This is a genomic window from Pseudomonas sp. efr-133-TYG-5, from assembly GCF_030209175.1.
Classification (GTDB): Bacteria; Pseudomonadota; Gammaproteobacteria; order Pseudomonadales; family Pseudomonadaceae; genus Aquipseudomonas.
In genome coordinates, this window is record NZ_JARVSM010000002.1 from 320122 (window position 1) to 340767 (window position 20646).

Consider the following 20646-nt stretch of genomic DNA (forward strand, 5'->3'; position numbering starts at 1 on the left):
GGCGCAATTCTATAGACGCCCCTGATAGGTGTCAACCCAATAAAAAAGCCCCCGCTGAGCGGGGGCTTTTTCAATTCATCAAGCAGACTCTATAAAAGAGATTACTCGATGATTTTGGCTACGACGCCAGCGCCGACGGTACGACCGCCTTCACGGATAGCGAAACGCAGACCGTCTTCCATTGCGATGGTTTTGATCAGGGTAACAGTCATCTGAATGTTGTCACCTGGCATTACCATTTCAACGCCTTCTGGCAGCTCGCAGTTACCAGTCACGTCAGTAGTACGGAAGTAGAACTGTGGACGGTAGCCTTTGAAGAACGGAGTGTGACGGCCGCCTTCTTCCTTGCTCAGAACGTAAACTTCTGCGGTGAACTTGGTGTGCGGCTTAACCGAACCTGGCTTAACCAGAACCTGGCCACGCTCAACGTCGTCACGCTTGGTACCACGCAGCAGAACGCCGCAGTTCTCGCCAGCACGACCTTCGTCGAGCAGCTTGCGGAACATTTCAACACCGGTGCAGGTGGTGGTGGTGGTGTCACGCAGACCAACGATTTCCAGTGCATCTTGAACGCGAACGATACCGCGCTCGATACGACCAGTCACAACAGTACCGCGACCCGAGATCGAGAATACGTCTTCGATTGGCATCAGGAATGGCTTGTCGACCATACGAACTGGTTCTGGGATGTAGGTATCCAGAGTTTCAACCAGTTTACGAACGGCAGTGGTGCCCATTTCGTTGTCGTCTTTGCCTTCCAGAGCCATACGAGCCGAACCGATGATGATCGGAGTGTCGTCGCCTGGGAAGTCATAGGTGGACAGCAGGTCGCGAACTTCCATCTCAACCAGTTCCAGCAGCTCAGCGTCGTCTACCAGGTCAGCCTTGTTCAGGAAAACCACGATGTACGGAACGCCTACCTGACGGGACAGCAGGATGTGCTCACGGGTTTGTGGCATCGGACCATCAGCGGCCGAGCAAACCAGGATCGCGCCGTCCATCTGGGCAGCACCGGTGATCATGTTCTTCACGTAGTCAGCGTGACCCGGGCAGTCAACGTGAGCGTAGTGACGAATAGTCGAGTTGTACTCAACGTGAGCGGTGTTGATGGTGATACCGCGAGCTTTTTCTTCTGGAGCGCTGTCGATCTTGTCGAATTCAACTACGGCCGAACCGAAAACTTCGGAGCAAACGCGAGTCAGAGCAGCGGTCAGAGTGGTTTTACCGTGGTCAACGTGACCAATGGTGCCAACGTTGACGTGCGGTAGGGAACGATCAAATTTTTCTTTAGCCACGACAATTAACTCCTAGCCTAAAGGGGCTGAATCAGCCTTGTTTTTTGGTTACGGATTCGACGATGTGCGACGGAGCCGTATCGTATTTTTTGAATTCCATAGAGTAGCTTGCGCGACCCTGAGACATGGAACGGACGTCGGTCGCATAACCGAACATCTCACCCAGTGGAACCTCGGCACGGATAACCTTGCCGGACACTGTGTCTTCCATACCCTGGATCATGCCGCGACGACGGTTAAGGTCGCCCATCACATCACCCATATAGTCTTCAGGCGTAACAACCTCTACCGCCATGATCGGCTCGAGCAACTCACCACCGCCCTTCTGGGCCAGTTGCTTGGTCGCCATGGAAGCAGCCACCTTGAACGCCATCTCGTTGGAGTCGACGTCGTGGTAAGAACCATCGAACACGGTAGCCTTCAGGCCGATCAGCGGATAGCCGGCAACAACACCGTTCTTCATCTGCTCTTCGATACCCTTCTGGATAGCCGGGATGTATTCCTTAGGAACCACACCACCTACTACTTCGTTCAGGAATTGCAGACCTTCCTGACCTTCGTCAGCAGGAGCAAAACGGATCCAGCAGTGACCGAACTGGCCACGACCGCCGGACTGACGAACGAACTTGCCTTCGATTTCGCAGCTCTTCGTGATGCGCTCACGGTACGAAACTTGAGGCTTGCCGATGTTGGCTTCGACGTTGAACTCACGGCGCATCCGGTCAACCAGGATGTCCAGGTGCAGCTCGCCCATGCCGGAGATGATCGTCTGACCAGTCTCTTCATCAGTTTTAACGCGGAAAGACGGGTCTTCCTGAGCGAGTTTGCCCAGTGCGATACCCATTTTTTCCTGGTCATCCTTGGTCTTAGGCTCTACGGCAACCGAGATAACCGGCTCCGGGAAGTCCATGCGAACCAGGATGATTGGCTTGTCAGCGTTGCAGAGGGTTTCACCAGTGGTGACGTCCTTCATGCCGATCAGGGCCGCGATGTCGCCAGCGCGCACTTCCTTGATCTCTTCACGGGCGTTTGCGTGCATTTGCACCATACGACCCACGCGCTCTTTCTTGCCTTTAACCGAGTTGATCACGCCGTCGCCGGAGTTCAACACGCCCGAGTAAACACGGACGAAGGTCAAGGTACCCACGAATGGGTCGGTAGCGATCTTGAACGCCAGAGCCGCGAAAGGCTCGTCGTCGCTTGCATGACGCTCCATTTCCTCTTCCTCGTTATCAGGGTTGGAACCCTTGATAGCAGGAATGTCGGTCGGAGCAGGCAGGAAGTCGATAACGGCGTCGAGAACCAGGGGAACACCCTTGTTCTTGAACGAAGAACCGCAAACGGCCAGAACGATTTCGCCGGCGATAGTACGCTGACGCAGAGCAGCCTTGATCTCTTCGATCGACAGCTCTTCGCCTTCCAGGTACTTGTTCATCAGCTCTTCGCTGGCTTCGGCCGCAGCCTCGACCATGTTGCTGCGCCACTCTTCAGCCAGCTCTTGGAGCTCGGCAGGGATGTCCTTGCGAACAGGGACCATACCCTTGTCGGAGTCGTTCCAGTAAACGGCCTGCATGTTGATCAGGTCGATCTGGCCCTGGAAGTTGTCTTCCGAACCGATAGCCAGCTGGATCGGCACCGGAGTGTGACCCAGACGCTGTTTGATCTGACCGATCACGCGCAGGAAGTTGGCACCGGCACGGTCCATCTTGTTTACGTAAACAAGACGTGGAACGCCGTATTTGTTGGCCTGACGCCATACGGTTTCCGACTGCGGCTCAACACCCGAAGTACCACAGAACACAACGACAGCGCCGTCGAGTACGCGCAGGGAACGTTCAACTTCAATGGTGAAGTCTACGTGGCCTGGGGTATCGATGACGTTGAAGCGGTGCTCGTGCGGGTACTGCTTCTCGGAACCTTTCCAGAAGGCGGTAATGGCAGCAGAAGTAATGGTAATACCACGCTCCTGCTCCTGAACCATCCAGTCTGTGGTCGCGGCGCCGTCATGCACCTCGCCCATTTTGTGACTTTTGCCAGTGTAAAAAAGGACGCGCTCGGTGGTGGTGGTTTTACCAGCATCCACGTGAGCCACGATACCGATGTTACGGTAGCGACTAATCGGAGTAGTACGAGCCATAAAGCCCTCGCAAAATTAGTGAAGCTAAAATTAGAAGCGGTAGTGCGAGAAAGCTTTGTTAGCTTCGGCCATACGGTGCACGTCTTCACGCTTCTTAACAGCAGCACCTTTACCTTCAGCAGCATCCAGCAGCTCGCCAGCCAAGCGCAGAGCCATAGACTTCTCACCGCGCTTGCGCGCGAAGTCTACCAACCAGCGCATTGCCAGAGCGTTACGACGGGACGGACGAACTTCGACCGGAACCTGGTAAGTAGCACCACCAACGCGGCGCGACTTCACTTCGACCAGCGGAGCGATGGCGTCGAGTGCTTTTTCGAAGAGTTCCAGGGGATCGGTGCCAGCCTTACGAGCCGCAACGGTTTCCAGGGCACCATAAACGATACGCTCGGCAACGGCTTTCTTGCCGCTTTCCATTACGTGGTTCATGAATTTGGCGAGGATTTGGCTTCCGTATTTCGGATCGTCCAGAATCTCACGCTTTGCTGCTACGCGACGTCTTGGCATTGATAAGCCCTCAAGCGGTCTTCAGGTTAGCTCGGGACAGATCCTGTGGATGCGTGCCCGACCTTACTCTTATCGACTCAATAAAATGAAAATCTGCAAAACGGCCGATTACTTCGGACGCTTGGTACCGTACTTCGAACGACCCTGGTTACGGCCTTTAACGCCGGAAGTATCCAAGGAGCCGCGAACGGTGTGGTAACGAACACCTGGCAAGTCTTTTACACGACCGCCGCGGATCAGTACCACGCTGTGCTCTTGCAGGTTGTGGCCTTCACCACCGATGTACGAGGAAACCTCGAAACCGTTGGTCAGACGCACACGGCATACTTTACGCAGTGCCGAGTTAGGTTTTTTCGGCGTAGTGGTGTACACACGGGTGCACACGCCACGACGTTGCGGGCAGTTCTGCAGCGCAGGTACGTCGGATTTCTCGACGATACGCTTACGCGGCTGACGTACCAGCTGGTTGATAGTTGCCATCTACTAGCTCCACTGTTGTCTTGCGACGCTATTGTCTTGCAAGAAAAGCAAAATGGCAGGAACGAATTCCCGCCAAATTTAGGGGATCAAGAGTCTAAAGAGGATCTTGTCCCCAGTCAAGGCAAGGCCCCGACCTCCCCGCCCACCGAACCTCGACAAATTGTCTCGATTCGATGAACGGCGCGATCAGGGCCCTACGCTCATTTATCGCAGAACTCAGTTACCGCTCGAGTTCAGCGCTTCGGTCAGTGCAGCTTCCACTTCACTGGCGCTTACGCGCAACGGTTTGTCTGCATCACGACGACGCTTGCGCTCGCTGTGATAAGCCAGACCGGTACCGGCCGGGATCAGACGACCCACGACCACGTTTTCTTTCAGGCCGCGCAGGTAATCGCGCTTGCCGGTGACTGCCGCTTCGGTCAGTACGCGGGTGGTTTCCTGGAAGGAAGCCGCCGAGATGAACGATTCGGTTGACAACGACGCCTTGGTGATACCCAACAGAACGCGGGTGAACTTGGAGACGAACTTGTCTTCCGCGTTCAGACGCTCGTTCTCTACCAGAACGTGAGTCAGTTCCATCTGGTCGCCCTTGATGAAGCTGGAGTCGCCGGACTCGGAGATCTCAACTTTACGCAGCATCTGACGCAGGATGGTCTCGATGTGCTTGTCGTTGATCTTCACGCCCTGCAGACGGTAAACGTCCTGAATCTCGTTGACGATGTACTTGGCCAGCGCGCTCACACCCAGCAGACGCAGGATGTCGTGCGGATCGCTCGGGCCGTCGGAGATAACTTCGCCGCGGTTTACCTGCTCGCCTTCGAACACGTTCAGGTGACGCCACTTAGGAATCAGCTCTTCGTACGGATCGCTACCGTCGTTCGGGGTGATAACCAGACGGCGCTTGCCTTTGGTCTCTTTACCGAACGCGATGGTGCCGCTGACTTCAGCCAGAATCGACGCTTCTTTCGGACGACGGGCTTCGAACAGGTCGGCAACACGCGGCAGACCACCGGTGATGTCACGTGTCTTCGAAGTTTCTTGCGGGATACGCGCGATAACGTCACCGATCGCGATCTTCGCACCGTCCGCAACACCGACCAGGGCGTTGGCTGGCAGGAAGTACTGAGCGATAACGTCAGTGCCTGGCAGCAACAGATCCTTGCCGTTGTCGTCGACCATCTTCACCGCAGGACGGATGTCCTTGCCGGCAGCCGGACGGTCTTTGACGTCGAGTACTTCAATGTTGGTCATACCGGTCAATTCGTCAGTCTGACGCTTGATCGTGATGCCTTCTTCCATGCCAACGTAGGTCACGGTACCTTTCATTTCGGTAACAATCGGGTGAGTGTGCGGATCCCACTTGGCCACGATTGCGCCAGCGTCGACCTTGTCACCTTCTTTAACCGAAATCACGGCACCGTACGGCAGCTTGTAGCGCTCGCGCTCACGACCGAAGTCGTCAGCGATTGCCAGCTCACCGGAACGGGACACTGCAACCAGGTGGCCGTCCACACGCTCAACGTGTTTCAGGTTGTGCAGACGGACGGTACCGCCATTCTTCACCTGAACGCTGTCGGCGGCGGAAGTACGGCTTGCCGCACCACCGATGTGGAACGTACGCATCGTCAGCTGGGTACCCGGCTCACCGATGGACTGGGCAGCGATAACGCCGACCGCTTCACCGATGTTGACCTGGTGACCACGCGCCAGATCACGGCCGTAGCACTTGGCGCAAATGCCATAGCGGGTTTCGCAGCTGATCGGCGAACGCACGATCACTTCGTCGATGCTGTTCAGCTCGATGAACTCGACCCACTTCTCGTCTACCAGGGTACCGGCAGGAACGATGACGTCCTCGGTGCCTGGCTTGAATACGTCACGGGCGATAACACGACCCAATACGCGCTCACCCAACGGCTCTACAACGTCACCGCCTTCAATGTGCGGAGTCATCAGCAGACCGTGTTCGGTGCCGCAATCGATCTCGGTTACAACCAGATCCTGCGCCACGTCTACCAGACGACGAGTCAGGTAACCGGAGTTCGCAGTTTTCAACGCGGTATCCGCCAGACCTTTACGAGCACCGTGAGTCGAGATGAAGTACTGGAGTACGCTCAGACCTTCACGGAAGTTCGCAGTAATCGGCGTTTCAATGATGGAACCGTCCGGCTTGGCCATCAGACCACGCATACCGGCCAGCTGACGAATCTGTGCTGCGGAACCCCGCGCACCCGAGTCGGCCATCATGTACATCGAGTTGAAGGACTCTTGGTCGACTTCGTCGCCATGACGGTCGATGACTTTCTCTTTCGAGAGGTTGGCCATCATCGCCTTGGAGACTTCGTCGTTCGCTTTCGACCAAAGGTCGATCACTTTGTTGTACTTCTCGCCCTGGGTTACCAGGCCGGAGGCGTACTGGCTCTCGATCTCTTTCACTTCGTCGGTGGCAGCACCGATGATGCGGGCTTTTTCGTCCGGGATAACGAAGTCGTTAACGCCGATGGAAACGCCGGAGATGGTCGAGTAAGCGAAACCGGTGTACATCAACTGGTCAGCGAAGATCACGGTCTCTTTCAGACCAACCACGCGATAGCACTGGTTGATCAGCTTGGAGATCGCCTTCTTCTTCATCGGCAGGTTGACGACGTCGAACGACAGACCTTTTGGCACAACCTGGAACAGCAGCGCACGGCCGACGGTGGTGTCGACGATACGGGTACCGCTCACGCTGTTGCCGTCACGGTCATTGACGGTTTCGTTGATACGTACTTTTACCTTGGCGTGCAGTGCGGCTTCGCCGGCACGGAACACACGGTCAACTTCCTGCAGATCCGCGAATACACGACCTTCGCCCTTGGCGTTGATCGCTTCACGAGTCATGTAGTACAGACCCAATACAACGTCCTGCGACGGCACGATGATCGGCTCACCGTTGGCTGGCGACAGAATGTTGTTGGTCGACATCATCAACGCACGCGCTTCGAGCTGGGCTTCCAGCGTCAGCGGTACGTGCACGGCCATTTGGTCGCCGTCGAAGTCGGCGTTGTACGCGGCGCAGACCAGCGGGTGCAGCTGGATAGCCTTACCTTCGATCAGTACCGGTTCAAACGCCTGGATGCCCAGACGGTGAAGGGTCGGTGCACGGTTGAGCAGAACCGGGTGTTCGCGAATCACTTCAGCGAGAACGTCCCAGACCTCTGGCAGTTCGCGCTCGACCATTTTCTTGGCGGCCTTGATGGTGGTCGCCAGACCACGCATTTCCAGCTTGCCGAAAATGAACGGCTTGAACAGCTCGAGAGCCATCTTCTTCGGCAGACCGCACTGATGCAGACGCAGGGTCGGGCCTACGGTAATTACCGAACGACCGGAGTAGTCAACACGCTTACCGAGCAAGTTCTGACGGAAACGACCTTGCTTACCCTTGATCATGTCAGCCAGGGATTTCAGAGGACGCTTGTTCGAACCGGTGATAGCGCGGCCACGACGACCGTTGTCGAGCAGCGCATCGACAGCTTCCTGCAACATACGCTTTTCGTTGCGCACGATGATGTCCGGAGCGGACAGATCCAGCAGGCGCTTCAAACGGTTGTTACGGTTGATCACTCGACGATACAGATCGTTGAGGTCGGAAGTCGCGAAGCGACCGCCATCCAGCGGGACCAGTGGACGCAGATCTGGCGGCAGAACCGGCAGAACGGTCAGCACCATCCACTCTGGCAGATTGCCGGAACCCTGGAAGGCTTCCATCAACTTCAGACGCTTGGACAGCTTCTTGATCTTGGTTTCCGAGTTGGTTTGCGGAATTTCTTCGCGCAGACGGCCAATCTCGTGTTCCAGGTCGATAGCGTGCAGCAGTTCACGGACCGCTTCAGCACCCATGCGGGCGTCGAAGTCGTCACCGAACTCTTCCAGCGCTTCGAAGTACTGCTCGTCGTTCAGCAGCTGACCCTTTTCAAGGGTGGTCATGCCCGGGTCGATAACGACATAGCTCTCGAAATAGAGAACGCGCTCGATATCACGCAGGGTCATGTCCATCAGCAGGCCGATACGCGACGGCAGCGATTTCAGGAACCAGATGTGGGCAACCGGCGAAGCCAGTTCGATGTGCGCCATGCGCTCACGACGAACCTTGGCCAGTGCAACTTCAACGCCGCACTTCTCGCAGATCACACCACGGTGCTTCAAGCGCTTGTACTTACCGCACAGGCACTCGTAATCCTTTACCGGGCCAAAGATCTTGGCGCAGAACAGACCGTCACGCTCTGGTTTGAACGTACGGTAGTTGATGGTTTCCGGCTTTTTAACTTCACCGAACGACCACGAGCGGATCATCTCAGGCGAGGCCAATCCGATACGGATGGCGTCGAACTCTTCGACTTGACCCTGGTTTTTCAGCAAATTCAGTAGGTCTTTCAAGGCCTTTCCTCCTGGCGGAGCAGAGAGCGGGCAATCCTGCCCCGCTCTCGATCGCGTCACGTGTTATTCGGTTTCCAGATCGATATCGATGCCGAGGGAACGAATTTCCTTGATCAACACGTTGAAGGACTCGGGCATGCCCGGCTCCATACGGTGATCGCCGTCCACGATGTTTTTGTACATCTTGGTCCGGCCGTTCACATCGTCCGACTTCACTGTGAGCATTTCTTGCAGAGTGTAAGCAGCACCGTATGCTTCCAGTGCCCAGACCTCCATCTCCCCGAAACGCTGACCACCGAACTGCGCCTTACCACCCAGCGGCTGCTGGGTAACCAGGCTGTACGAACCGGTAGAACGCGCGTGCATCTTGTCGTCTACCAAGTGGTTCAGCTTCAGCATGTACATGTAGCCAACGGTAACTGGACGCTCGAACTTGTTGCCGGTACGGCCGTCGGTCAGCTGCATCTGGCCGCTTTCTGGCAGGTCAGCCAGTTTCAGCATGGCCTTGATTTCGCTTTCCTTGGCACCGTCGAACACTGGAGTGGCCATTGGAACGCCGCCACGCAGGTTCTTCGCCAGATCCAGGATTTCCTGATCGGAGAAGCTGTCCAGATCTTCGTTACGACCGCCGATCTGGTTGTAGATCTCGTCCAGGAAGGTACGCAGTTCAGCGACTTTACGCTGCTCTTCGACCATCCGGTTGATCTTCTCGCCCAGGCCCTTGGCCGCGAGGCCCAGGTGGGTTTCAAGGATCTGACCAACGTTCATACGCGAAGGTACGCCCAGTGGGTTGAGGACGACGTCGACCGGGGTGCCATTGGCATCGTGCGGCATGTCTTCAACCGGCATGATCACGGAGACCACACCCTTGTTACCGTGACGACCGGCCATCTTGTCGCCCGGCTGGATGCGGCGACGGATTGCCAGGTAAACCTTGACGATTTTCAGCACGCCTGGAGCCAGGTCATCGCCCTGCTGCAGTTTGCGCTTCTTGTCTTCGAACTTGTCGTCCAGCAGACGGCGACGATCAACGATGTAGGCCTGAGCCTTCTCGAGCTGCTCGTTCAGCGCATCTTCAGCCATGCGCAGTTTGAACCACTGGCCATGCTCGAGACCGTCGAGTACTTCGTCGGTGATGTCCTGACCTTTCTTCAGGCCGGCGCCGCCTTCAGCCTTGTGGCCTACCAGAGCGGAACGCAGACGTTCGAAAGTCGCGCCTTCAACGATGCGGAACTCTTCGTTCAGATCCTTGCGGATCTCGTCCAGCTGGGACTTCTCGATCGACAGTGCACGAGCATCACGCTCAACGCCGTCACGGGTGAAGACCTGTACGTCGATGACCGTACCTTTGGTGCCGGTTGGCACGCGCAGGGAGGTGTCTTTAACGTCGCTGGCTTTTTCACCGAAGATCGCACGCAGCAGTTTTTCTTCCGGAGTCAGTTGGGTCTCGCCTTTCGGAGTGACCTTACCTACCAGGATGTCGCCTGCGCCTACTTCAGCACCTACGTAAACGATACCGGCTTCGTCCAGCTTGTTCAGTGCGGCTTCACCCACGTTCGGGATGTCCGCAGTGATTTCCTCTGGGCCAAGCTTGGTGTCACGGGCCACACAGGTCAGTTCCTGGATGTGGATCGTGGTGAAGCGGTCTTCCTGAACCACACGCTCGGACAGGCAGATGGAGTCTTCGAAGTTGAAGCCGTTCCATGCCATGAACGCGATGCGCATGTTCTGACCCAGTGCCAGTTCACCCATGTCGGTGGACGGGCCGTCGGCCATGATGTCGCTACGCTGAACGCGATCACCCTTGCTCACCAGCGGACGCTGGTTGATGCAGGTGTTCTGGTTCGAGCGGGTGTATTTGGTCAGGTTGTAGATGTCGACACCGGCTTCACCGGTTTCAACTTCGTCATCGGCAACACGAACCACGATACGGCTGGCGTCGACGGAATCGATCACGCCGCCACGACGAGCCACGACGCAAACGCCGGAGTCGCGAGCCACGTTACGCTCCATGCCGGTACCTACCAGCGGCTTGTCAGCGCGCAGAGTCGGTACAGCTTGACGCTGCATGTTCGAACCCATCAACGCACGGTTGGCGTCGTCGTGCTCGAGGAACGGAATCAGCGACGCAGCCACCGAAACTACCTGCTTCGGCGAAACGTCCATCAGGGTGACGTCTTCCGGCGCCTTGACGGTGAATTCGTTCAGGTGACGTACGGCTACCAGTTCGTCGATCAGGACTTTCTGCTCGTTCATGGTCGCCGAAGCCTGCGCGATCACGTGATCGGCTTCTTCGATAGCGGACAGGAACACGATCTCGTCGGTGACCACACCCTCTTTCACCACACGGTACGGGCTTTCCAGGAAGCCGTACTGGTTGGTGCGAGCGTACGCAGCCAGGGAGTTGATCAGACCGATGTTCGGACCTTCCGGCGTTTCAATCGGGCAGACACGACCGTAGTGAGTCGGGTGTACGTCACGGACTTCGAAGCCCGCGCGCTCACGAGTCAGACCGCCAGGGCCGAGTGCGGAGACACGACGCTTGTGGGTAATCTCGGACAGCGGGTTGTTCTGGTCCATGAACTGCGACAGCTGGCTGGAACCGAAGAACTCTTTCACCGCCGCAGCCACTGGCTTGGCGTTGATCAGGTCTTGCGGCATCAGGCCTTCGCTTTCTGCCATCGACAGACGCTCTTTGACCGCACGCTCAACACGTACCAGGCCAACGCGGAACTGGTTCTCGGCCATTTCGCCTACGCAGCGAACACGACGGTTACCCAGGTGGTCGATGTCATCGACGATGCCTTTACCGTTACGGATGTCGACCAGAGTCTTCAGTACCGCGACGATGTCTTCCTTGCACAGCACGCCCGAACCTTCGATCTCGGTACGACCGATACGACGGTTGAACTTCATCCGGCCGACCGCAGACAGGTCGTAGCGCTCAGGGCTGAAGAACAGGTTGTTGAACAGGGTCTCGGCAGCGTCTTTGGTTGGCGGCTCGCCAGGACGCATCATGCGATAGATCTCGACCAGCGCTTCCAGTTGGTTGCTGGTGGAGTCGATCTTCAGCGTGTCGGAGACGAACGGACCGCAGTCGATGTCGTTGGTGTACAGAGTTTCGATGCGAACGACACCGGCCTTGGCGATTTTCGCCAGGACTTCGGTGGTCAGCTCGGTGTTGCACTCTGCCAGGATTTCGCCGGTGGCCGGATGCACGATGACCTTGGCGGTGGTGCGACCCAGGACGTAGTCCAGAGGCACGTCCAGCTCTTTGATCCCGGCTTTTTCCAGCTGGTTGATGTGGCGGGCAGTAATACGACGGCCCTGCTCGACAATCACCTTGCCCTTGTCGTCCTGGATATCGAGGACAGCCACTTCACCGCGCAGGCGCTGAGGCACCAGCTCCAGGCTCAGGCCTTCGCCTTTAACGTGGAATACGTTGGTGGTGTAGAACGCGTCCAGCACTTCCTCGGTGGTATAACCGAGCGCGCGCAGCAGTACCGAGGCCGGCAGCTTGCGACGACGGTCGATACGCACGAATACGCAGTCTTTCGGGTCGAACTCGAAGTCCAGCCACGAACCGCGGTAAGGGATGATGCGCGCGGAGTACAGCAGTTTGCCGGAGCTGTGCGTCTTGCCACGGTCGTGGTCGAAGAACACGCCCGGGGAACGGTGCAGCTGGGAAACGATCACACGCTCGGTACCGTTGATTACGAAGGTACCGTTCTCAGTCATCAGGGGGATTTCACCCATGTAGACTTCTTGCTCTTTGATGTCCTTGATCGCTTTGTTCGACGATTCTTTGTCGAAAATGATCAGGCGCACTTTTACCCGTAAAGGTACGGCGAAAGTTACACCGCGCAATACGCATTCTTTGACATCAAATGCCGGTTCGCCCAGGCGATAACCGACGTACTCCAGCGCAGCATTGCCGGAGTAGCTGATGATCGGGAAAACGGATTTGAAGGCCGCATGCAGGCCCACGTCGCGGAACTGATCTTTAGTCGCTCCCGCTTGCAAGAATTCACGATACGAATCCAGCTGGATGGCCAGGAGGTACGGCACATCCATGACGTCCGGCAACTTGCTAAAGTCCTTGCGGATACGTTTTTTCTCAGTATATGAGTAAGCCATCAGCGTTCCCCAGCTTGGTCACCTGCTTGTTTGGCCCCTCCCGACGGGAGCAGCCAGAAAATCGTGCAAACCCCATGGTTTGCGCCACCGCATCGGGTGGTTACAGCGCCTTTATCAGCACCGACCCAGTCGGCTGCCAATAACGGAAAAAGGCCGGTGGCAAGAGCCACCAGCCATCAGCCTGTCGCTTGACGCTCGGGCTGGAGGAGCAAAGTCGATACTTATTTCAGCTCGACTTTAGCGCCTGCTTCTTCCAGCTTCTTCTTAGCGTCTTCAGCAGCTTCTTTCGAAACGCCTTCAGCTACAACCTGAGGAGCGCCGTCTACTTTCTCTTTGGCTTCTTTCAGGCCCAGACCGGTCAGTTCACGAACTGCCTTGATCACGTTAACCTTCTTCTCGCCAGCTTCCAGCAGAACAACGTTGAACTCGGTTTGCTCTTCAACAACAGCGGCAGCAGCAGCTGGGCCAGCCGAAGCGGCAGCAGCGGTAACGCCGAAGGTTTCTTCCATCGCTTTGATCAGCTCAACGATTTCCACTACGGATTTCTGGCCGATTGCTTCGATGATTTGTTCGTTAGTCAGAGACATGACTCAATTCCTGAATTGGGGGACGGCCTACGCGACCATCGAAATAAACAAAAAACGCGAGAAGTTGACGAGCCTTAGGCTGCAGCAGCTTCTTTCTGGTCGCGAATTGCCGCCAGAGTACGAGCCAATTTGCTGGTAGCGCCTTGAATCACGCTCATCAGCTGAGAAATTGCTTCGTCACGGGTCGGCAGAGTTGCCAGTACGTCGATCTGATTAGCTGCGAGGAACTTGCCCTCGAACGCAGCTGCCTTGATCTCGAACTTGTCCTGACCCTTGGCAAACTCTTTGAAGATACGGGCAGCAGCGCCCGGATGTTCGTTCGAGAATGCAATCAGGGTCGGGCCGGTGAACGCGTCGTTGAGGACACTGTATTGAGTGTCAGCAACAGCGCGCTTGAGCAGGGTGTTACGTACAACACGTACGTAAACGCCAGCTTCACGAGCCTCTTTACGGAGTCCGGTCATTGCGCCTACTGTTACGCCACGGGCATCAACCACGACAGCGGACAGAGCGACTTTGGCAGCCTCGTTGACTTCAGCGACGATGGCCTTCTTGTCTTCGAGATTAATTGCCACGGGTTTAACTCCTGCTTGTTACCGTTTCATTCGGTCAGACCGAATGTCGTTTTGGTGTCTGATTCGGTAAGGAACCGGGAGCACCATCTGCGTAGGCTTGTGGTTTAAGGCTTGCGCCGCCTACGGTCTTGGATAGCCCCCGCCAGGCAGGGACCCCAATCTTTCAATTGGCGCGAACAATCGCGCCAACTTTTGTCTTACGCGTCCAGCGAGCTCTGGTCGATGACCAGACCTGGGCCCATGGTGGTGCTCAGGGTAACGCGCTTGACGTAGATGCCTTTCGAAGAAGCTGGCTTGATACGCTTCAGGTCAGCGATCAGGGCTTCAACGTTTTCCTTCAGCTTGACGGCGTCGAAACCGATCTTGCCAACGGAGGTGTGGATGATGCCGTTTTTGTCGGTGCGATAACGAACCTGACCAGCCTTCGCGTTCTTCACAGCGGTAGCTACGTCTGGAGTTACGGTGCCGACTTTCGGGTTAGGCATCAGGCCACGTGGACCGAGGATCTGACCCAGTTGACCAACAACGCGCATGGCATCCGGGGATGCGATCACTACGTCGTAGTTCAGGTCGCCGCCTTTCATTTCGGCAGCCAGGTCGTCCATGCCTACACGGTCAGCGCCGGCAGCCAGAGCGGCCTCGGCAGCTGGACCTTGGGTGAACACAGCAACGCGAACGGTCTTGCCAGTGCCGTGTGGCAGCACAGTAGCGCTACGTACGACCTGGTCGGATTTACGCGGGTCTACGCCCAGGTTTACAGCAACGTCAAACGACTCGCTGAACTTGACAGTCGACAGCTCGGCCAGCAGTGCAGCGGCGTCTACAATGTTGTAGGCCTTGCCTGCTTCGATTTTGCCGGCGATAGCCTTTTGACGCTTGGTCAGCTTAGCCATTACACACCCTCCACGTTAAGGCCCATGCTACGAGCAGAACCGGCGATAGTACGCACGGCTGCATCCATATCAGCTGCAGTCAGATCCGCGTTTTTGGTTTTCGCGATTTCTTCCAGCTGAGCACGGGTAACGGTGCCAACCTTAACGGTGTTCGGACGAGCGGAACCGCTGGTCAGACCGGCCGCTTTCTTCAGCAGAACCGAAGCAGGGGTGGATTTGGTTTCGAAAGTGAAGCTGCGGTCGCTGTAGACAGTGATGATCACTGGAGTCGGCAGACCTGCTTCCAGACCCTGGGTACGGGCGTTGAAAGCTTTGCAGAATTCCATGATGTTCACGCCGTGCTGACCCAGAGCAGGACCAACCGGTGGACTTGGGTTAGCCTGAGCGGCCTTCACTTGCAGCTTGATGTAAGCGGTAATCTTCTTGGCCATGAGGCACTCCAATTACGGGTTCGAACGCCTCGAAAGGCTCCCCGGTTACTTGCGCGTTTATCCCAGTGACGACAAAACCCCACAGCCTAGGGCTGCGGGGTTGGGATGCTTGCTCAGTTAGACCTTTTCGACCTGACTGAACTCCAGCTCTACCGGAGTAGAGCGACCGAAAATGAGCACCGCCACTTGGATCCGGCTCTTTTCGTAGTTAACTTCTTCAACGACGCCATTGAAATCGGCGAATGGACCGTCATTGACACGTACCGTCTCACCTGGCTCGAACAGTGTCTTCGGCTTCGGCTTGTCGCTACCGTCAGCAACGCGACGCAGAATCGCTTCTGCCTCTTTGTCCGTAATCGGTGCTGGTTTATCAGCGGTTCCGCCGATGAAACCCATCACCCGAGGAGTATCCTTGACCAAGTGCCAAGTACCCTCATTCATATCCATCTGAACCAGCACGTAGCCTGGGAAGAACTTCCGCTCGCTTTTGCGCTTCTGGCCATTACGCATTTCAACCACTTCTTCAGTGGGAACCAGAATTTCGCCGAAGCCATCTTCCATGCCAGCCAGCTTCACGCGCTCGATGAGCGAGCGCATCACATGCTTCTCGTAACCCGAGTAAGCATGCACAACATACCAACGCTTAGCCACGGGACACCCTTAGCCGACAATCAAGGAAACAAGCCAGCCGAGCAGGGAATCAAGCCCCCACAACAGCAACGCCATAACCAGGACAACAGCCACCACAATCAGCGTGGTCTGCGTGGTTTCTTGACGAGTTGGCCAAACGACTTTACGAATCTCGGTGCGCGCTTCCTTAACCAGTACAAAGAAAGACTTGCCCTTGGCCGTCTGCAAGCCTACAAAGGCAGCTACGGCAGCAATCACAAGCAATGCGAGTACACGGTACAGGATCGGCGAAGCAGAATAATACTGATTGCCAACAACGCCAACAACTACCAAAGCGACTACTACAAGCCACTTGAGCAGATCGAAGCGAGAGCCTTGAGCTTCAGCTTTAGGAGTCATCTATGAAGATCCTGTGAAAAGAAAGCCAGACACACCGAGTGAATCTGGCAGGTCAGGAGGGAATCGAACCCCCAACCTACGGTTTTGGAGACCGTCGCTCTGCCAATTGAGCTACTGACCTAAAACAAAATCAGGCCGACCATTATGCCGGCCTGAAAAAGACATTACAACAGCTTATTCGATAACTTTGGCTACGACGCCAGCGCCGACGGTACGACCGCCTTCACGGATAGCGAAACGCAGACCGTCTTCCATTGCGATGGTTTTGATCAGGGTAACAGTCATCTGAATGTTGTCACCTGGCATTACCATTTCAACGCCTTCTGGCAGCTCGCAGTTACCAGTCACGTCAGTAGTACGGAAGTAGAACTGTGGACGGTAGCCTTTGAAGAACGGAGTGTGACGACCGCCCTCTTCCTTGCTCAGAACGTAAACCTCTGCGGTGAACTTGGTGTGCGGCTTAACCGAACCTGGCTTAACCAGAACCTGGCCACGCTCAACGTCGTCACGCTTGGTACCACGCAGCAGAACGCCGCAGTTCTCGCCAGCACGACCTTCGTCGAGCAGCTTGCGGAACATTTCAACACCGGTGCAGGTAGTTTTCTGAGTATCGCGCAGACCAACGATCTCTACTTCTTCCTGGATGCGCACGATGCCACGCTCAACACGACCAGTCACAACGGTACCACGACCCGAGATCGAGAATACGTCTTCGATTGGCATCAGGAACGGCTTATCGATAGCACGCTCCGGCTCTGGAATGTAGGTATCCAGAGTTTCCACCAGCTTCTTGACAGCGGTGGTGCCCATCTCGTTGTCGTCTTTGCCTTCCAGCGCCATACGAGCCGAACCGATGATGATCGGAGTGTCGTCGCCTGGGAAGTCATAGGTGGACAGCAGATCGCGAACTTCCATCTCAACCAGTTCCAGCAGCTCAGCGTCGTCTACCAGGTCAGCCTTGTTCAGGAAAACCACGATGTACGGAACGCCTACCTGACGGGACAGCAGGATGTGCTCACGGGTTTGTGGCATCGGACCATCAGCGGCCGAGCAAACCAGGATTGCGCCGTCCATCTGGGCAGCACCGGTGATCATGTTCTTCACGTAGTCAGCGTGACCCGGGCAATCAACGTGCGCGTAGTGACGAATGTTCGAATCGTACTCTACGTGCGCAGTATTGATGGTGATACCACGAGCCTTCTCTTCCGGGGCGCTGTCGATCTTGTCGAAGTCAACAACTGCGGAACCGAAAACTTCGGAGCAAACGCGAGTCAGAGCAGCGGTCAAAGTGGTTTTACCGTGGTCGACGTGACCAATGGTACCGACGTTGACGTGCGGCTTGTTACGTTCGAATTTTTCCTTAGCCATCGAAATCACCCCTTAAGAGTAGAATTAAGCGAACTACGTTGACCATTAAAACAAAGGCAGATATTTTCATATCTGCCTTGTTATATGGAGCTCTTGAGCGGATTTGAACCGCTGACCTCACCCTTACCAAGGGTGTGCTCTACCAACTGAGCTACAAGAGCGTAACACTTTGCACAACCTGCAAACTTGGAGCGGGTAGCGGGAATCGAACCCGCATCATCAGCTTGGAAGGCTGAGGTTCTACCACTAAACTATACCCGCGGAGCCTGCAGCTCACGCTAAAATCTGGTGGAGGGAGAAGGATTCGAACCTTCGAAGTCGTAGACGTCAGATTTACAGTCTGATCCCTTTGGCCGCTCGGGAACCCCTCCTAATCAGGCCGGCATTCTATACTATGCCAAACCCCTGTCAAGCATTTTCTCATTAAAAAACCTGAGGTTAGCTGCGTTGACATCGCCTCACTTTGAATACCTGTTTAGGTCTTCGCTGTGGAGCGGGCGCCATTCTATGCAAACTATTCGGCAGGTGCAACCCCCTCACACTGCATTATTTTATGTTTTAACTCATTGAATTCCTTGGAAAGGTTTTGCAGTTGAACATCACCCAGCAATCGCTGGCTTTCAGGAGCAACTTTCAACCAGTAGCCCGTCGCTTGCTGATCTTCCGGCACCATCTGAGCCTTTACACCCAGGTCATTCAAGCGCCGCAGCAGCCCCTGGATAGCCTCCTGACGAGACAACCCACCCACATATAGACACCGATCATCGACCGCTGAGCCACTCGGCTTGGCTCGAGAGCCGTCGCCCGCCTCGCTCAGAAGCCGAATATCCTGCTGTGAACCGCGATAAAGATTAAGCGGTGTCACATCCTTGGCACGTAGGGGAGCCTCCTGCTGATGCCAAACGTAATAAAACACATTGAGAACCAGCAACAACAGAAACAACCAACGCATACAAACCTCAGGACAAAGGACATGCCATAGCCAAACCCACGAAAACCAGATCAGGTACCACCCTGGCTTGTGGCGCAACATCGGAAACCAGGCTCGCATCACCACCGGTGATGAAGACTGTAAAGTCCGCCCCCCAGTAAGCTCGTGCCATCTGCAGTTGCGTCAACACGAATCCCTGCAGCATCAATGAACAACCACGCTCGACCGCCTCTACCGTGCTTCGCCCCGGCGCCTGACTGGTCAAAGCTCGCTCAGCCGCCACATCTCCATAGCGAATCTTTCGGGTGTGAGTGCGCAACTGATTGCGCATCAGCGGCATGCCGGGGCAAATGAATCCGCCCAGGTGCTCGCCATCTGCAGCAATGAAATCTGCGGTCACCGCGGTGCCAAAATCGAGCACCAGGCAAGCACCTGAGGCCAGATGAAACCCGCCGAGCATAGCCAACCAGCGGTCGAGCCCTAATCGCTCGAACTCATCATATCCATTCCTGACCCCGGACATTTCGCGGGCAGGCGCCGCGCAAACCACAGCAATGCCAAACGCCCGCTCAATAGCCTGGATTAACGTCTCCGTCTCCTCGATCGTTCTTACACTGACCAGGCGACACTTGCGCAGCGACAAACCTGCAAGCGCTTGCAACCCATCAAGCAAACCTTGATCAGAGTCCACGATCCCTTCAGCAAATACCGGACCGGCCGTACAAACCAGCACACGCCACTTGATAAAGCTGTTGCCGCAGTCGAGCTCAAGAATCATCACGCAACCTCAGGCTGAGCTCACCACCGCTAAAGACTTTTTCCACGCCATTCACCTTCAAGCGCAAAGCACCCTGATTATCGATGCCTTGCACCACGCCCTCTATTTGGTTGACACCTGCAATCAACGAAACAGGACGCCCCTGCCATAGGTGATTGGCCTCCCATTCTGCCTGGAGCCCTGAGAAGCCTTCGGACTCATGGCGCTGCAGGTATGCCCGCAACTGACTATTTAATTCAGCCGCCAAGACGTTGCGATCACAAATTCTGCCTGACTCAAGCCTCACGGAGGTCCACCGTTGATCAACTTCATCAGTGGCCTGCATGTTCACGTTGATACCAATGCCCAGGACCACGTGACAGACGTCCGCCGGGTCCCCAACAAGCTCCAGCAGAATGCCGGCAATCTTTTTGTCACCGACCAACACATCATTTGGCCACTTCAATCCGGCATCCGGTACACCTGCCTTGCGCAAGGCCTGCATGACCGCCAAGCCAACGACCAGGCTCAGCCCCTCCAGACGACGCATGCCGCCATCGATTCGCAGGACAAGGCTGTAATAGAGGTTTTCCGCAAACGGACTGGCCCACTTGCGCCCTCTTCGCCCGCGCCCCGAAACCTGGCGCTCGGCCAGCACCAGGAATGGTGCAGTTTGCCCACGATCGACGGCACGCAACGCTTCAGCATTGGTGGAATCAATTGAGTCAAAAATGGAGATCGGCCAGCCAGGAGTGCTCACTGCTATTTTTTCAGCGTCGAGCAACGTCAATGGATCCGCGAGTTGATAGCCTCTTCCACGGACTTTGTGGATAGTCAGCCCAAGTTCAGCCTCGAGATGCTGCAACTGTTTCCACACCGCACTTCGACTGATGCCCAGGGCAACACCCAAAGCCTGCCCAGAATGAAAACGGCCATCCTTCAAAAGATTCAACAACGTCAGCATGCAGGTTTCGCCTCACAATGAGGCCCGAATAATAGCCATGCACCGGGCCGTTGCATAGAAATCAAGTTGAGCGACTTTCCTGCGGGTAAAACAAAACCCCAACTGCTTTCGCAATTGGGGTTTCGGAATTTAATCTTGACGA

16 protein-coding genes and 4 tRNA genes are annotated in these 20646 nt (G+C 55.9%); all 20 read right to left on the reverse strand.

The genetic code is table 11. The features are described 5' to 3' along the window. Positions 1 to 101: 101 nt before the first annotated feature. Positions 102 to 1295 (reverse strand): elongation factor Tu, encoded by a 1194-nt coding sequence (gene tuf / locus QRN70_RS13740; RefSeq protein WP_252875195.1) that lies wholly within the window; start codon positions 1293 to 1295, stop codon positions 102 to 104. Positions 1296 to 1326: 31 nt separating this feature from the next. After that, on the reverse strand, positions 1327 to 3432 hold the full coding sequence (fusA, locus tag QRN70_RS13745; protein ID WP_285418551.1) for an elongation factor G: 2106 nt from the start codon (positions 3430 to 3432) through the stop codon (positions 1327 to 1329). A 30-nt stretch (positions 3433 to 3462) separates the two neighbouring features. Further along, positions 3463 to 3936, reverse strand: a complete 474-nt coding sequence (gene rpsG, locus QRN70_RS13750) for a 30S ribosomal protein S7 (RefSeq protein WP_016772941.1) — start codon at positions 3934 to 3936, stop codon at positions 3463 to 3465. 108 nt (positions 3937 to 4044) lie between these two features. Continuing rightward, the gene (rpsL, locus tag QRN70_RS13755) at positions 4045 to 4416 is read right to left on the reverse strand and encodes a 30S ribosomal protein S12 (protein WP_003186084.1); all 372 of its coding nucleotides are present in this window, start codon (positions 4414 to 4416) and stop codon (positions 4045 to 4047) included. Positions 4417 to 4632: 216 nt separating this feature from the next. Next, entirely contained in the window at positions 4633 to 8832 is a 4200-nt protein-coding gene (gene rpoC / locus QRN70_RS13760; RefSeq protein ID WP_285418552.1) for a DNA-directed RNA polymerase subunit beta', read from the reverse strand. Between the two features lie 63 nt (positions 8833 to 8895). Beyond that, a complete protein-coding gene (rpoB, locus tag QRN70_RS13765) occupies positions 8896 to 12969 on the reverse strand; it encodes a DNA-directed RNA polymerase subunit beta (protein ID WP_285418553.1) in 4074 nt (1357 codons plus the stop codon). A 221-nt stretch (positions 12970 to 13190) separates the two neighbouring features. Next, the gene (gene rplL, locus QRN70_RS13770) at positions 13191 to 13556 is read right to left on the reverse strand and encodes a 50S ribosomal protein L7/L12 (protein WP_003228750.1); all 366 of its coding nucleotides are present in this window, start codon (positions 13554 to 13556) and stop codon (positions 13191 to 13193) included. 74 nt (positions 13557 to 13630) lie between these two features. Then, positions 13631 to 14131 (reverse strand): 50S ribosomal protein L10, encoded by a 501-nt coding sequence (gene rplJ / locus QRN70_RS13775; protein WP_285418554.1) that lies wholly within the window; start codon positions 14129 to 14131, stop codon positions 13631 to 13633. 197 nt (positions 14132 to 14328) lie between these two features. Continuing rightward, complete coding sequence (gene rplA / locus QRN70_RS13780) at positions 14329 to 15024, reverse strand: 50S ribosomal protein L1 (RefSeq protein ID WP_003228754.1); 696 nt, start codon at positions 15022 to 15024, stop codon at positions 14329 to 14331. Continuing rightward, complete coding sequence (gene rplK / locus QRN70_RS13785) at positions 15024 to 15455, reverse strand: 50S ribosomal protein L11 (RefSeq protein ID WP_003228756.1); 432 nt, start codon at positions 15453 to 15455, stop codon at positions 15024 to 15026. The genes rplA and rplK overlap by 1 nt, the downstream gene beginning before the upstream one ends. A gap of 117 nt (positions 15456 to 15572) precedes the next feature. Next, the gene (gene nusG, locus QRN70_RS13790; protein WP_007957598.1) at positions 15573 to 16106 is read right to left on the reverse strand and encodes a transcription termination/antitermination protein NusG; all 534 of its coding nucleotides are present in this window, start codon (positions 16104 to 16106) and stop codon (positions 15573 to 15575) included. Positions 16107 to 16115: 9 nt separating this feature from the next. Beyond that, the gene (gene secE, locus QRN70_RS13795; RefSeq protein WP_007916493.1) at positions 16116 to 16484 is read right to left on the reverse strand and encodes a preprotein translocase subunit SecE; all 369 of its coding nucleotides are present in this window, start codon (positions 16482 to 16484) and stop codon (positions 16116 to 16118) included. Between the two features lie 45 nt (positions 16485 to 16529). Next, positions 16530 to 16605: transfer RNA gene (locus QRN70_RS13800), tRNA-Trp, on the reverse strand. Between the two features lie 53 nt (positions 16606 to 16658). After that, the gene (gene tuf / locus QRN70_RS13805) at positions 16659 to 17852 is read right to left on the reverse strand and encodes an elongation factor Tu (protein WP_044465331.1); all 1194 of its coding nucleotides are present in this window, start codon (positions 17850 to 17852) and stop codon (positions 16659 to 16661) included. An 85-nt stretch (positions 17853 to 17937) separates the two neighbouring features. Then, a tRNA-Thr gene (locus QRN70_RS13810) sits at positions 17938 to 18013 on the reverse strand. A gap of 26 nt (positions 18014 to 18039) precedes the next feature. Continuing rightward, positions 18040 to 18113, reverse strand: a tRNA-Gly gene (locus tag QRN70_RS13815). A 25-nt stretch (positions 18114 to 18138) separates the two neighbouring features. Continuing rightward, positions 18139 to 18223: transfer RNA gene (locus QRN70_RS13820), tRNA-Tyr, on the reverse strand. Between the two features lie 143 nt (positions 18224 to 18366). Further along, the gene (locus QRN70_RS13825) at positions 18367 to 18804 is read right to left on the reverse strand and encodes a hypothetical protein (protein WP_285418555.1); all 438 of its coding nucleotides are present in this window, start codon (positions 18802 to 18804) and stop codon (positions 18367 to 18369) included. A gap of 7 nt (positions 18805 to 18811) precedes the next feature. Further along, positions 18812 to 19561, reverse strand: a complete 750-nt coding sequence (locus QRN70_RS13830) for a pantothenate kinase (protein WP_285418556.1) — start codon at positions 19559 to 19561, stop codon at positions 18812 to 18814. Beyond that, positions 19551 to 20504 (reverse strand): bifunctional biotin--[acetyl-CoA-carboxylase] ligase/biotin operon repressor BirA, encoded by a 954-nt coding sequence (gene birA, locus QRN70_RS13835; RefSeq protein ID WP_285418557.1) that lies wholly within the window; start codon positions 20502 to 20504, stop codon positions 19551 to 19553. Before birA ends, QRN70_RS13830 begins: the two co-directional genes overlap by 11 nt. Positions 20505 to 20646 lie beyond the last annotated feature (142 nt).